Origin of the sequence: Pseudomonas sp. R3-52-08 (genome assembly GCF_003851745.1) — a bacterium.
Taxonomy (GTDB): Bacteria; Pseudomonadota; Gammaproteobacteria; order Pseudomonadales; family Pseudomonadaceae; genus Aquipseudomonas.
Genome location: NZ_CP027730.1, coordinates 3,365,856 through 3,380,210, shown reverse-complemented (window position 1 = coordinate 3,380,210; position 14,355 = coordinate 3,365,856). Strand labels below are relative to the sequence as shown.

The 14,355-nt window shown below is 63.6% G+C and carries 10 protein-coding genes and 2 riboswitches; of the genes, 5 read left to right on the top strand and 5 right to left on the bottom strand.

The window, feature by feature from the left end; genetic code table 11:
* Window positions 1-5: 5 nt before the first annotated feature.
* Window positions 6-3,716: a methionine synthase gene (metH, locus tag C4J91_RS15380; protein ID WP_124363118.1), complete on the bottom strand. Its 3,711-nt coding sequence runs from the start codon at window positions 3,714-3,716 to the stop codon at window positions 6-8.
* Between the two features lie 249 nt (window positions 3,717-3,965).
* On the opposite strand from metH, the gene C4J91_RS15375 reads away from it, so the two are divergent.
* Together C4J91_RS15375 and nfuA are read left to right on the top strand one after the other, a co-directional pair.
* Window positions 3,966-4,988, top strand: a complete 1,023-nt coding sequence (locus C4J91_RS15375) for an acyltransferase (protein ID WP_124363117.1) — start codon at window positions 3,966-3,968, stop codon at window positions 4,986-4,988.
* Window positions 4,989-5,047: 59 nt separating this feature from the next.
* Window positions 5,048-5,632: a Fe-S biogenesis protein NfuA gene (gene nfuA / locus C4J91_RS15370; protein WP_017136914.1), complete on the top strand. Its 585-nt coding sequence runs from the start codon at window positions 5,048-5,050 to the stop codon at window positions 5,630-5,632.
* A gap of 140 nt (window positions 5,633-5,772) precedes the next feature.
* Here nfuA and cobM read toward each other — a convergent pair whose 3' ends face one another.
* From cobM to C4J91_RS15350, 4 genes are all read right to left on the bottom strand, one after another.
* The gene (gene cobM / locus C4J91_RS15365; protein ID WP_124363116.1) at window positions 5,773-6,522 is read right to left on the bottom strand and encodes a precorrin-4 C(11)-methyltransferase; all 750 of its coding nucleotides are present in this window, start codon (window positions 6,520-6,522) and stop codon (window positions 5,773-5,775) included.
* Between the two features lie 70 nt (window positions 6,523-6,592).
* A complete protein-coding gene (locus C4J91_RS15360) occupies window positions 6,593-6,985 on the bottom strand; it encodes a cobalamin biosynthesis protein (protein ID WP_124363115.1) in 393 nt (130 codons plus the stop codon).
* Window positions 6,982-7,686, bottom strand: a complete 705-nt coding sequence (locus C4J91_RS15355; protein WP_124363114.1) for a CbtA family protein — start codon at window positions 7,684-7,686, stop codon at window positions 6,982-6,984. The genes C4J91_RS15360 and C4J91_RS15355 overlap by 4 nt, the downstream gene beginning before the upstream one ends.
* Window positions 7,687-7,697: 11 nt before the next feature.
* Window positions 7,698-7,886 (bottom strand): CbtB domain-containing protein, encoded by a 189-nt coding sequence (locus C4J91_RS15350; protein WP_124363113.1) that lies wholly within the window; start codon window positions 7,884-7,886, stop codon window positions 7,698-7,700.
* A 96-nt stretch (window positions 7,887-7,982) separates the two neighbouring features.
* Window positions 7,983-8,184, bottom strand: a riboswitch (cobalamin riboswitch).
* A gap of 42 nt (window positions 8,185-8,226) precedes the next feature.
* Window positions 8,227-8,427: riboswitch (cobalamin riboswitch) on the top strand.
* Window positions 8,428-8,519: 92 nt separating this feature from the next.
* Here C4J91_RS15350 and cobW point away from each other — a divergent pair.
* The 3 genes from cobW to C4J91_RS15335 are packed head-to-tail and all read left to right on the top strand — an operon-like array spanning window position 8,520 to window position 14,344.
* Window positions 8,520-9,581, top strand: coding sequence for a cobalamin biosynthesis protein CobW (cobW, locus tag C4J91_RS15345; protein ID WP_124363112.1), 1,062 nt, complete (start codon window positions 8,520-8,522; stop codon window positions 9,579-9,581).
* Between the two features lie 3 nt (window positions 9,582-9,584).
* Window positions 9,585-13,346, top strand: coding sequence for a cobaltochelatase subunit CobN (cobN, locus tag C4J91_RS15340; protein WP_124363111.1), 3,762 nt, complete (start codon window positions 9,585-9,587; stop codon window positions 13,344-13,346).
* The gene (locus tag C4J91_RS15335) at window positions 13,346-14,344 is read left to right on the top strand and encodes an ATP-binding protein (protein WP_124363110.1); all 999 of its coding nucleotides are present in this window, start codon (window positions 13,346-13,348) and stop codon (window positions 14,342-14,344) included. Before cobN ends, C4J91_RS15335 begins: the two co-directional genes overlap by 1 nt.
* Window positions 14,345-14,355: the final 11 nt, after the last annotated feature.

Below are 14,355 nucleotides of genomic sequence, written 5' to 3'. Positions count from 1 at the left end.
GCCTATCAGTTGTCGTAGCCCAGGTTCGGCGCCAGCCAGCGCTCGGTCACGCTCAGGTCCTGGCCCTTGCGCGCGGTGTAGCTCAGCACCTGGTCCTTGTCGACCTTGCCGACGGCAAAGTACTGCGCCTGTGGGTGGGCGAAGTACCAGCCGCTGACGGCTGCCGCCGGGAACATCGCATAGTGCTCGGTGAGGAACACGCCGCTGCGGCCGGCCTGCATTTCCCGGGCCTCGGGGTCGAGCAGTTGGAACAACTGGGCCTTCTCGGTGTGGTCCGGGCACGCCGGGTAGCCTGGGGCAGGGCGGATGCCGCTGTATTGCTCCTTGATCAGCGCGTCGTTGTCCAGCTGTTCGTCCTTGGCATAGCCCCAGTGCTCTTTACGCACTTGCTGGTGCAGCCACTCGGCGCAGGCTTCGGCCAGGCGGTCGGCGAGGGCCTTGACCATGATCGAGTTGTAGTCGTCGCCGGCGTCCTGATAGGCCTTGGCGACCTCTTCGGCGCCGATGCCGGCGGTGGTGATGAAGCCACCGATGTAGTCGGTCACGCCGCTGTCCTTGGGCGCGACGAAGTCGGCCAGGGAGAAATTCGGCTTGCCGTCGGTCTTGATGATCTGCTGGCGCAGATGATGCAGCCGCGCAATCGGCTGGCCGTCTTCGCCATAGACTTCCAGGTCATCGTCCTGCACCTGGTTGGTCGGCCAGAAGCCGAACACCGCACGGGCACTGATGAGTTTTTCGTCGATCAACTTCCTGAGCATTTCCCGGGCGTCGGCATACAGCGCGGTGGCCGCTTCGCCCACCACTTCATCGGTGAGGATGCGTGGGAATTTGCCGGCCAAGTCCCAGGAAATGAAGAACGGCGTCCAGTCGATGTACTCGGCCAGCACGTTGAGGTCGATATTCTCCAGCACCTGGGTGCCGGTAAAGGTCGGCTTGACCGGGGTGTAGGTGCTCCAGTCGAACTGCGGCTTCTTGGCAATCGCCGCCGGGTAGCTCAGGCGTTCTGTGCGGGCGCTGCGGTTGGCGGTGCGCTCGCGTACGTCGATGTACTCCAGACGGGTTTTTTCGACGAAACCGGCTTTCAATTCCTTGGACAGCAACTGCGTGGCCACGCCCACGGCGCGCGAGGCGTCGGTGACGTAGATCACCGCATCGTTGCTGTACTTGGGCTCGATTTTCACTGCCGTGTGCGCCTTGGAGGTGGTTGCGCCACCGATCATCAGCGGCAGGTGGAAGTCCTGGCGCTGCATCTCGCGGGCCACGTGCACCATCTCGTCCAGGGACGGGGTGATCAAGCCGGACAGGCCGATGATGTCGCACTTCTGTTCCTTGGCTACCTGCAGGATCTTTTCCGCCGGGACCATCACGCCGAGGTCGACGATGTCATAGCCGTTGCACCCCAGCACCACGCCGACGATATTCTTGCCGATGTCGTGCACGTCGCCCTTGACCGTGGCCATCAGGATTTTGCCCTTGGCCTCGGGTTTGTCGCCCTTTTCCAGCTCGATAAAGGGAATCAGATGGGCCACGGCCTGCTTCATCACGCGGGCGGACTTGACCACCTGGGGCAGGAACATTTTGCCGGCGCCGAACAGGTCACCGACGATGTTCATCCCGGACATCAGCGGGCCTTCGATCACCTCGATCGGACGCGCGAACGACAGTCGCGACTCTTCGGTGTCTTCGACAATGTGCGTGGTAATGCCCTTGACCAGCGCGTGTTCCAGGCGCTTGTTCACCGGCCAGCCACGCCACTCTTCGGTCTCGGCCTCCTTGACGCTGCCGTCGCCCTTGTACTTGTCGGCGATGGCGAGCAGGGCGTCGGTGCCGTCCGGAGTGCGGTTGAGCACCACGTCTTCCACCGCATCGCGCAGCTCGGCCGGGATCTGGTCATAAATCTCCAGTTGGCCGGCGTTGACGATACCCATGGTCAGCCCGTTGCGAATCGCATACAGCAGGAACACCGAGTGGATCGCCTCGCGCACCGGGTTGTTGCCACGGAATGAAAACGACACGTTGGACACGCCACCGGAGGTCAGCGCATAGGGCAACTCGTCGCGGATGTAGGCGCAGGCGTTGATGAAGTCGACGGCGTAGTTGTTGTGCTCTTCGATGCCGGTGGCGACCGCGAAGATGTTCGGGTCGAAGATGATGTCTTCCGGCGGGAAGCCCACTTCATTGACCAGGATGTCATAGGAGCGTTTGCAGATTTCCTTCTTGCGCGCTTCGGTGTCGGCCTGGCCGGCTTCGTCGAACGCCATCACCACCACGGCTGCGCCATAGCGCTTGCACAGCTTGGCGTGGTGAATGAACTGCTCCACGCCTTCCTTCATGCTGATGGAGTTGACGATGCCCTTGCCCTGGATGCACTTGAGGCCGGCTTCGATCACTTCCCATTTGGAGGAGTCGATCATGATCGGCACGCGAGAGATGTCCGGTTCGCCGGCGATCAGGTTGAGGAAGGTCACCATGGCCTTCTTCGAGTCGAGCATGCCCTCGTCCATGTTGATGTCGATCACCTGGGCGCCGGCTTCGACCTGCTGCAGGGCGACTTCCAGGGCTTCGGTGTAGTTGTCCTCACGGATCAGCCGGGCGAACTTGGCGGAACCGGTGATGTTGGTGCGCTCGCCGACGTTGACGAACAACGAGCTGCGATCGATGGTGAACGGCTCCAGGCCGGACAGGCGGCAGGCCTTGGGAATGTCCGGGATCGAGCGCGGCGCATAACCGGCCACGGCCTTGGCGATGGCTTCGATATGCCCCGGCGTGGTGCCGCAGCAGCCACCGACGATATTGAGGAAGCCGCTCTGGGCGAACTCTTCGATGACCTTGGCCGTTTCCGAGGGCAGTTCGTCGTACTCGCCGAACTCGTTGGGCAGGCCGGCGTTAGGGTGCGCGGAAACGTGGGTATTGGCCTTGTTCGACAATTCTTCCAGGTATGGGCGCAGTTCGCTGGCGCCGAGGGCGCAGTTCAAGCCGACCGAGAGGGGCTTGGCGTGGGCTACGGAGTTCCAGAACGCTTCGGTGGTCTGGCCGGACAAGGTGCGCCCGGAGGCATCGGTGATGGTGCCGGAAATCATGATCGGCAGCTCTACGCCCAGTTCCTCGAACACGCCTTGCACCGCGAAGATCGCGGCTTTGGCGTTAAGGGTGTCGAAGATCGTTTCGATCAGGATCAGGTCGGCGCCGCCTTCGATCAGGCCCTTGGTGGCCTCGGTGTAGTTTTCCACCAATTGATCGAAGGTCACGTTGCGGTAGCCGGGGTTGTTCACGTCCGGCGACAGCGAGCAAGTGCGGCTGGTGGGGCCGAGAACGCCGGCGACGAAGCGCGGCTTGGCCGGGTTCTCGAGGGTCTTGGCGTCGGCCACTTTACGTGCCAGGCGCGCGCCTTCCACGTTTAATTCATAGGCCAGCTCTTCCATGCCGTAGTCGGCCATGGAAATGCGCGTGGCGTTGAAGGTGTTGGTTTCAAGGATGTCGGCACCGGCATCCAGGTAGGCCTTTTCAATTCCGCCAATCACGTCAGGGCGGGTGAGCACCAGCAAGTCATTATTGCCCTTGACGTCGCTTGGCCAGTCGGCGAAGCGTTTGCCACGGTAGTCCTGTTCCTCGAGCTTATAGCTCTGGATCATCGTGCCCATGCCGCCGTCAAGGATCAGGATGCGTTCCTTGAGGGCTTGGTGGAGGGCTTGCAGACGAGCGCTACGATCGGACATGGGACTACTCTAAGTCAGGCATTACGGAGGGCGTGGATCATAGCAAACCTGTGCGCTTTTGGAGCATGCCCGGGTTTTGCATGAATATCGCTCATGTTGATCGCGCGTCGAAGGCGGTCTATGTGCTGACGACGTCTTTTAGTGTCCACGCACGCCGACCGAGCTGAACCGCTGCGAGAATCTTTGATCGACCTTTGACCGTCCACGAGGGTCCCAGCTTTATGTGAATGTACTGGGAGTGGGCGGGCGATGTTGATTTCGGTACAGGCGTTGCGCGCCCTGGCGGCCTGGACGGTAGTGGGGCACCACTTCATGCAGATTTTCTTCGGCTTCAAGGCGGACAGCGCTTTGGGTCGGCTGTTTGTCGAAAAAGGCGCGGCGGGCGTGGATGTGTTTTTCGTGATCAGCGGTCTGGTGATTTTCCTGTCTACCCAGGACAAGGACCTGCCACCGTGGCGGTTTTTGCTGTATCGCCTGCTGCGGATCGTACCGGCCTATTGGTTTTACACCCTGCTGATGGCGCTGCTGGTGGTGGTCGCCCGGCCGATGTTGCCGGACCAGAGTGTGGATGCCGCCCATCTGTTGATGTCACTGCTGTTTATCCCGTCCGAGAACCCCGGTGGCTATGGGGTGTACCCGACCCTGAACGTCGGCTGGACGCTCAACTACGAGATGCTGTTCTACCTGCTGTTCGCCTGGGCGCTGCTGTTTCGTCGGCAATGGCGGCTGCTGGTGGTGGCGGCGTTGCTGTTCGCGGTGTGCGAAACGTGGACCTCATTTGGCTGGATCAGCGCGTTCTATCGTTCGGATATCGTCATCGAATTCCTGATGGGGATCGGCATCGGCATGCTGTACCGCAAGGGCGGGATTCGCCCCGGATTGTGGCTGCCTCTGCTGGGAATCGCCGGTGCGCTGTTGGCGATCTACCATTGGCCAGCCTCACCACGCGCCCTGACCTGGGGCCTGCCCAGCGCGGTGCTGGTGATGGGGTGCATGGCGCTGGAGCGGTTTTTCGAAGGCAACCGCCTGCTCAAGGTCCTGGGCGATTGCTCCTATTCCGTGTATCTGCTGCACGTGCTGGTGCTGTCGGCCGGTGGTTATGCTGCACAGCGCTATGGCCTGAACCCCTATGCCGTGCTCGCTGTGTGCGTGGTCATCATCGGGCTTGGCGCCCTCGGCAGTTACCAATGGCTGGAAAAGGGCAGTTATCGCCTGCTCAAAGGCTGGTTCGATGGCGACCAACGGTTAACTTTATCCCGACAAAAATACTAGGACTTTGTACCTCTGTAATGATTTGGCGTAAACTGCCGGCAAGCCTGTGAGGAGTTTCCATGACTGCCATAACCATTACCGACGCCGCCCACGATTACCTGGCTGACCTGCTGTCCAAGCAGAACACCCCAGGCATCGGCATCCGCGTCTTTATCACCCAGCCCGGCACCCAGTACGCCGAGACGTGCATTGCCTACTGCAAGCCTGGGGAAGAGAAACCTGAAGACACCGCTCTGGGGCTGAAAAGCTTCACCGCGTATATCGACAACTTCAGCGAAGCCTTCCTCGACGACGCCGTAGTCGACTACGCCACCGACCGTATGGGCGGCCAGTTGACCATCAAGGCGCCGAACGCCAAGGTGCCGAACGTCAACGCCGACAGCCCGGTCAACGAGCGCATCAACTATTACCTGCAGACCGAGATCAACCCGGGGCTGGCCAGCCACGGCGGTCAGGTCAGCTTGATCGATGTGGTTGAAGACGGCATCGCCGTATTGAAATTCGGCGGCGGCTGCCAGGGCTGTGGCCAAGCGGATGTGACCCTGCGCGAAGGCATCGAGCGCACCCTGCTGGAGCGTATTCCAGAGCTCAAGGGCGTACGCGACGTGACTGACCACACGCAGAAAGAAAACGCCTACTACTGAGTAAGGTGTTCACTGCGAGCATAAAAACGGCGCCCCGTGAGCGCCGTTTTTTATTGTCTTTTTTCAATGAGTTGCGCGACATTGCTGGCGCAGAACATTAACTGTGGGAGCAAGCCCCCCTCCCACAGTTTTGGCGGTGTTTATCCGGGGCGATAGAGATGGGCATGGCCGGCACGGTAAAGCGATGACTCGCTGAAGCTGTTATTGGTCAGCACGCGGCCCACCAGGATCAGCGCGGTACGCCGGAAACCTTTTACCTCAACCTTGGCCACAATATCCTCAAGCGTACCAACTGCCCAATCCTGATCCGGCCACGTCGCCCGATGCACCACGGCAATCGGGCAGTCCGCGCCGTAATGCGGCAACAGGTCGGCGACGATCTTCTCCAGGTGGTTGACCCCCAGGTGAATCGCCATGGTCGTGCCGTGTCGCGCCATGCTGTCGAAGTCTTCGCCCGGCGGCATGCTGGTTTTATCGGCGTAGCGCGTCAGGATTACGCTTTGGGCGATGTCCGGCAGGGTCAGCTCGGTCTCAAGCAGCGCTGCACACGCCGCTACTGCGGTGACGCCAGGAATGATCTGGAACGGTATGCCCAGCTCGCGCAAGTAACGAATCTGCTCGCCAATCGCGCCGTACAGGCTCGGATCGCCGGAGTGCACGCGTGCCACATCCTGGCCATTTGCGTGGGCGACCTTGATCAAATCGATGATCTGCTCCAAGTGCAGTTCAGCGCTGTTGACCACGTGTTCAGCGTTATGACCTTCCAGCACCGCCGTTGGCACCAACGAGCCCGCGTAGATGATCACCGGGCAACTGCGAATCAGCCGCTGGCCTTTGACGGTAATCAGTTCCGGATCGCCGGGGCCGGCGCCGATGAAGTAGACGGTCATGGGGGATTCCTGTCGAAAAACGGGCGAGCATGAAGATTGCTCATGATCGGAACGGACGATTATCGAGGTTTTAGCCGGTGCAGGCCAATGCAAAGGTGGCCTGGGCGGTTTTTTTGCGGGTGATCAGCAGGCGTGCGGGGGCGTTGGCGAGATGTTCGGCGAGGGCCAGGGCAGCGCTTTCGGCGACCCCATGGCAGCCGGTATGCGTAAAGGCAACGGCCGATTTATGGCTCAGCCGATCTTCATAGGCGGCCAGTTGTTCAGCGCTGAAACACTGCAACGGCAAGCCCAGCAATCGGGACAGGGCGAGCAGCCCCGGTTCCTCGCGCTTGAGGTCGATACCTGCCAGTGCGGTAATGCTTTGGCGTTCAATCCCGCCCTCGGCGAGGGCGGTGTCAAAGAGGCTCAGCAGAGTGTGAAGATCACAACCGCGCTGGCAGCCCAGGCCGACCACCAGGGTCATGCCGAGTATTGATCGTCGCGGTTGCGGCGGAACAGCCAGGCGCTGATCAGGCCCAGTGCCAACCAGAACGCCACGTTGGTCAGCTGCGACGCGATCTTGAACTGGGCCTCCAGGGCTTCTGGCGCGAGCATCGAATGCATTTGCGGTTGCGGCGCACCGACCACATGCGGCACGGCCAGGATCGCCACGCCCAGCACTTTGAGCAGCCAGTTGCGGCCGAACACGATCAGCGCAATACCGGCGGCGGTAGAGGCGGCAGTACCGACCCACCAGATCTGGCGTTGGGCCAGGTCAGCGGCAGCGGTGCCCGGCAGCTCTGGCGGCAGGCCCAGGGTCGGCGCCAGCACGAAGGTCGCGTAACCGGCCAGACCCCACAGCAGGCCTTGGGCCGTGCGGGTCGGTGCGCGCAGCGTGTAGAGGCCGGCCAGCATCAGGGCGAACCCGACGGCAACTACCAGGTTGCCACCGGTTGTGGACAGCACGCGCTGCCAGCCGTCTTCCGGTTCCCAGGCTTCGGCATCGTGGGTGTGGGCGGCGGCGCCTGCGGCATGTTCATGCGCCGGTTCGGTGGCTGCCGGGGCGTTTTCAAAGGTTTCCGCCTGCAGAATCAGCGGGGCGACCCAGAAGCTTTGCAGCAGGGTCAGCAGCAGGGCGGCCAGCAAGCCTGTGAAACCTGCGGTTTGGGCAATACGCTTGATCATGTCGGCAGGTCTCAGTGGCACGGGAACGCGGCGCTGTGGCGGGTATCGTGAGCAGCGTTGTGCACGGCTTCGATGTGCGAGAAACCGGCGAAATACACCAGGCACGCGCCGAGGATCGACGCGCCGATGGCGGCGGTCAGGCGTTGGCCCAGGGTGGCGGAGTTGCTGGCGGTGTGCGAGGTGCTGCTGATGATCGACATGGCGCGTCCCTTCTGGGTGTCAGGGTGAAACGAGCGCATGAAAACCCCGCGAGCCGGGCACGCAGGGTTCTGAACAGCGCCCGCCCACCGCGGGTTTGTTATCTGAATTTTTCGGGCCGGTCTCCGGGCTTGCGAGGGGCGCTTGGCCTGTCAAGCATCTCCTTCCCATGCACAGCACAGTGGATTTGACGCTTCGCTCGCTTACCGTTGCGGGGGCAGCACCGGACTTGCCATAGCTCTATGGCGCACCGGTTTCCCGTTTCACCCTGTGAAGGGCACCCGAAACAAGATGGGTAGGAGAGCATGGGCCGGGGACGGTAGTCAAATGCTGCGAGCCCCTGTAGCCTTGCACCTTCGAGGTTCTTCGGCCCAGGCCGAAGCTAAGAAGGGAACGCGGTTCAAGCCGCGGCTGCCCCCGCAACTGTGAAGGGTTCTACTGACTGCCACGCCACTGCCGATCCGGCGGGAAGGCGCAGTCGGCGCCGGTCGCAAGATCCGCAAGCCCCAAGCCAGGAGACCTGCCTCGCAATCGATTTTTCAATTCAACCGGGCGGGGTGATCCGGTGACGAAATCCGCTGCTGCGCGCCGTCGCAGGGCCTATCGTCCCGTATGCCCGCCCCAAAGGGCATCCGATGAAAACACTGGCTAAACTCCCCGTCACCATCGTTACCGGTTTCCTCGGCTCGGGCAAAACCACGCTGCTGCGCCATATGCTCGACAACGCCCAAGGCCGTCGCATTGCGGTGATCGTCAACGAATTCGGCGAGCTGGGCATTGACGGGGTCATCCTCAAGCAGTGCTCCATCGGTTGCACCGAAGAAGAAGCCAACGGCCGCGTGTACGAGCTGGCCAATGGCTGCCTGTGCTGCACCGTGCAGGAAGAGTTCTTCCCGGTGATGCGCGAACTGGTGGCCCGGCGTGGCGACCTCGACCATATCCTCATTGAAACCTCGGGCCTGGCCCTGCCCAAGCCGCTGGTCCAGGCCTTCCAATGGCCGGAAATCCGCAATGCCTGCACCGTGGACGCGGTGATCACCGTGGTCGACAGCCCGGCCGTGGCCGCTGGCACCTTCGCCGCGTTCCCGGACCAGGTCGACGCCCAGCGCAAGCTCGACCCGAACCTGGACCACGAGTCGCCCCTGCACGAGCTGTTCGCCGACCAACTGGCCAGTGCCGACCTGGTGATCCTCAACAAGGCCGACCTGATCAGCGCCGAAGACCTGGCCCGCGTGCGCCTGGAAGTGGCCGAGGAGTTGCCGCCGGCGGTGAAAGTCATCGAAGCCAGCAGCGGTCGCGTACCACTGGACGTGCTGATCGGTCTGGGCGCCGGCTCCGAGGAGCATATCGACGCGCGCCATAGCCATCACGACCATCATCATGATGGTGAGGACGATCACGACCACGACGCGTTCGACTCCATCTCCATCGACCTGCCGCCAGCCGACGAAGCCCTACTGCTCGACGCCCTGACGCAATTGGTGGTGCAGCACGGCATCCTGCGCGTCAAGGGCTTCGCCGCCATCCCGAACAAACCGATGCGCCTGCTGATCCAGGGCGTGGGCACACGTTTCGACAAGCATTTCGACCGTGCCTGGGGCGCCGGTGAGGCACGCACCACACGCCTGGTGCTGATCGGCCAGGCGCTTGACGCGGCAGGCCTTGAAGCGCAACTGCGCGCCGCCATCAGCGCCTGACCCATGCACCTGCTCAGGACCCAGCCCGGTGGCTTCGTCGCGGACGACAACATCGCCGACCTTGGCCAAACCCCTGCCGAGTTGGTGATCCTGTGCAGCGGCGATTCCAGCCTGGCGCTGCTTGCCGAGGCGGCCCGGCAGTTGCCCGAGGATTACCCCAGCCTGCGCCTGGCCAACCCGATGCAGGTGCAGAACCATGGCTCGGTCGACCTGTACGTCGACGACGTGCTGCGCCACGCCAAGGTCATCCTGATTTCGCTGCACGGCGGCATCGGTTACTGGCGCTATGGCGTCGAGCGTCTGGTGGCGTTGGCGGAGCGTGGCGTCACGCTGATCCTGGTACCGGGGGATGATCGCCCAGACCCGGAACTCAGCGGCTTGAGCAGCGTGGAGGCGCCCGAGCGTGACCGGCTGTGGCAGTTTCTGCGCCAGGGTGGCCTGGGTAACGCGCTGGATTTCTATCGCTGCCTGGCCGCCGGCTATCTGGGGCGCGACTATGCCTGGGCTGAGCCGCAGAGCTTGCCGCGCACCTCGATCTACCTCCCGCATACCGCCAACGCTTACCTGGCCGATTGGCAGGCGCAGTGGCACGCTGATTTTCCGGTGGCGGCGGTGCTGTTCTACCGCTCGCACTTGCAGGCCGCCAATACCGGGTTTATCGATGTGTTCTGCCAGCGCCTGCAGGCGGCGGGCCTTAACCCATTACCGATCGCAGTCGCCAGTTTGAAAGAGCCCGGTTGCCTGGCGGTGGTCGAAGACCTGCTGGATGAGGTGCAGGCGGCGGTGATCCTCAACACCACCGGCTTTGCTCAATCGAGCCCCGAAGCGCCGCATCTGCGCCCGTTTCGCCGCAATATCCCGGTGATCCAGGCGATCTGCGCCCAGGACAACCAGCCCGGCTGGCAGGCCAGTGAACAAGGCCTGGGCCCTCGCGACCTGGCGATGCACATCGCCTTGCCGGAGCTGGACGGGCGCATCATCAGCCGGCCGATCAGCTTCAAGGACCTGGCCTGGCGCAGTGAGCGCAGCCAGTCGGACGTGGTGTGCTACCGCGCCGCGCCTGAACGCATGGATTTTGTCGCCGAACTGGCGCGCCGCTGGGTCGAGCTGGCGCGGGTGCCGAATGCGCACAAGCGCGTGGCCTTGATCCTGGCTAACTACCCCACCCGCGACGGCCGTATCGGCAACGGCGTGGGCCTGGACACGCCGGCGGCGGCGCTGAATATCCTGCGCGCGCTGCACGCCGAAGGGTATCCGGTGCCTGCCACCTTGCCGGACAGCGGCACGGCCTTGATCCATGCGTTGCTGGGCGGCGTCACCAACGACCTCGACAGCCTCGACCTGCGCCCGTGTCATCAGAGCCTTGCGCTGGACGACTACGCGGCGATGTTCCAACGCCTGCCCGAAGCCAATCGCCAGGCGGTGCTGGAGCGCTGGGGCGCGCCCCATCAGGACCCGATGTGCCGCAACGGTCGCCTGATGATCGCCGGCCTGCGCCTGGATCAAACCTTCGTCGGTATCCAGCCCGCGCGCGGTTACCAGGTCGACCCGAGTGCGGTGTATCACGACCCCGACCTGGTGCCGCCCCACGGCTATCTGGCGTTCTATTTCTGGCTGCGCCATACCTACGGCGCCCATGCGCTGATTCACGTGGGCAAGCACGGCAACCTCGAATGGCTGCCGGGCAAGGGCGTGGGCCTGTCGCAAACCTGCTGGCCGGACGTGCTGCTCGGCCCGCTGCCGAATATCTACCCGTTTATCGTCAACGATCCCGGCGAGGGCGCCCAGGCCAAACGTCGCACCCAGGCGGTGATCATTGACCATTTGATGCCGCCCCTGACCCGCGCCGAAACCTACGGCCCGCTGCGCAACCTGGAGCTGCTGGCCGACGAATATTATGAAGCGCAGTTGCTCGACCCACGACGCGCGCTGGAACTGCAGAAAGACATTCTCAAGCTGGTGCGCGAAACCCATATCGACCAGGAGCTTGAGCTGGACGGCAATGCCGATGCCGACAGTTGGTTGCCGCGCCTGGATACCTACCTGTGTGACTTGAAGGAATCCCAGATCCGCGACGGCCTGCACATCTTTGGCGAGTCGCCAGCAGGGCGCTTGCGCATCGATACCTTGCTGGCCTTGTTGCGCATCCCCCGGGGCGATGGCCGTGGCGCGCAATCAAGCCTGTTGCGGGTGCTGGCCAAGGCGTTCGACCTGGGCTTCGACCCCCTGGACTGCGCGCTCGCCGAACCGTGGACCGGGCGTCGGCCCGAGGTGTTGCGTGAGGTCGACGCGCAGGTGTGGCGCACCGCCGGCGACACCCGCGAGCGTCTGGAGCTGTACGCGGCGCGCTTGATCGAGCAGGCGCTGGAAGGGCCGCTGGAAGAGTTGGAGGAACCTGGCTGGGAGGACGTGAAGGCTGTTGTCGAAAGCCTGCGCGTGGTCGTGGCGCCGCGTCTGGATGCCTGCGGCCCGGCCGAAATGCGCGGCCTGCTGGACGCCTTGAGCGGTCGCTTCGTGCCGGCCGGCCCTAGCGGCGCGCCGAGTCGCGGGCGCCTGGATGTGCTGCCCACCGGGCGCAATTTCTTCACGGTGGACGTGCGCAACCTGCCGACCACCACGGCCTGGCGCATTGGGTTCCAGTCGGCCAACCTGCTGCTTGAGCGGCATCTGCAGGACCACGGCGACCATCTGCGCCAGTTGGGCCTGTCGGTGTGGGGCACGGCCACCATGCGCACTGGCGGCGACGATATCGCCCAGGCCATGGCGCTGATGGGCGTGCGGCCGGTCTGGGCCACCGGCAGCCAGCGCGTGGATGACTTCGAGATCCTGCCGATCAGCCTGTTGGATCGCCCCCGCGTCGACGTGACGTTGCGCGTGTCCGGCTTCTTTCGCGATGCCTTTGCCAACCTGATCCGCCTGTTCGATGCGGCGGTGCAAGCGGTCGCCGCCCTGGACGAGCCGGACGACATGAACCCGCTGGCCGCCAAGGTGCGCAGTGAGCGCCAGGCCTTGCGCGAATCGGGCCTGGATGAAGAGGCTGCGGCGAAACAGGCCGGCTGGCGCATTTTCGGCGCCAAGCCGGGGGCCTATGGCGCGGGCGTGCAGGGTGCGATTGACGGCCGCCTGTGGCAAAGCCGCGAAGACTTGGCCGAGGTCTACCTGAACTGGGGCGGCTACGCCTATGGCGGCGCTGACGAAGGCACCGCTGCCCGCGAGCAGTTCGCCCAGCGCTTGAGCCAGGTGCAGGCGGTGTTGCAGAACCAGGACAACCGTGAGCACGATGTGCTCGACTCCAACGATTACTATCAATTCCAGGGCGGCATGCTCGCCGCCGTGGAAACCCTGAGCGGCGCCAAGGCCGCCAGCTACCATGGCGACCACAGCCAGCCGGACCTGCCGAAGATCCGCACCTTGAAGGAAGAGCTCAACCGAGTCATTCGTTCCCGCGCGGCCAACCCGAAGTGGATCGAGGGCGTGAAGCGTCACGGCTATAAAGGCGCGTTTGAAATGGCCGCGACCGTGGACAACCTGTTCGCCTTCGACGCCACCACGGCGCTGATCGACGATCACCAGTACGCGTTGCTCGCCGACGCCTATCTGCTCGACCCCGATACCCGCGCCTTTGTGCAACAACACAACCCCGCCGCCCTGCGCGACATGACCGAGCGCATGCTCGAAGCCCAGCAGCGCGGCATGTGGCAAGCGCCGGGCGCCTACCGCGAAGCATTGGAAAACCTGTTGCTGGATATAGAAGAAGACCGCTGATGACCGATATTCCGCATTTCCCGCTGGCCGCCGTGGTCGGTGCCGACGCGCTGAAACTGGCGCTGTGCCTGACCGCGATCGATCCTCAAATCGGCGGCGTGCTGATCGAAGGCCCGCGCGGCATGGCCAAGTCCACCCTGGCCCGTGGCCTGGCAGACCTGCTCGCCAGTGGGCAGTTCGTCACCTTGCCCCTGGGCGCGACCGAGGAGCGCCTGGTGGGCACCCTGGACCTGGACGCCGCGCTCGGCGAGGGCCGCGCACAGTTTTCCCCCGGCGTGCTGGCCAAGGCCGATGGCGGCGTGTTGTATGTCGATGAAGTCAACCTGTTGCCCGATCACTTGGTCGATCTGTTGTTGGACGTGGCCGCCAGCGGCACCAACCTGATCGAGCGTGACGGCATCTCCCATCGGCATTCGGCGCGGTTTGTGCTGATCGGCACGATGAACCCGGAGGAGGGGGAGTTGCGTCCACAGCTCCTCGACCGCTTTGGTTTCAACGTGGCGTTGAGTGGGCAAACGCTGCCCACCGAGCGAGGGCAGATTATTCGTCGCCGCCTGGATTTCGACCGTGATCCCGCTGCGTTCTGTCAGCAGTGGAATGCGCCGCAGGCGGCGCTGCGCGAGCGTTGCACCCAGGCGCGGGCACGGCTGGACGGTATTGAGCTGGATGATCACGCCTTGGCGCAGATTACCGAACGCTGCTTTGCCGCAGGCGTCGACGGTTTGCGCGCCGACCTGGTCTGGCTGCGTGGCGCCCGCGCTCATGCCGCGTGGCGGGGCGCTGACAGGATTGCCGAAGAAGACATTGAAGCGGTTGCGGAATTTGCCTTGCGTCACCGGCGCCAGGAACAGTCGCCACCGGCCAGCCCGCCGAATCCAGGGCAGTCGCCGCAACCCTCGGATACCTCGCCGGGCCAAGGCCAATGGGGCGACATGCCTGCGCCGGCCCTGACCACCGGTTCCCGTCGCGATGTGCCCACCTGGCCAAAAAAGCCCTAGGCATTCGCCCC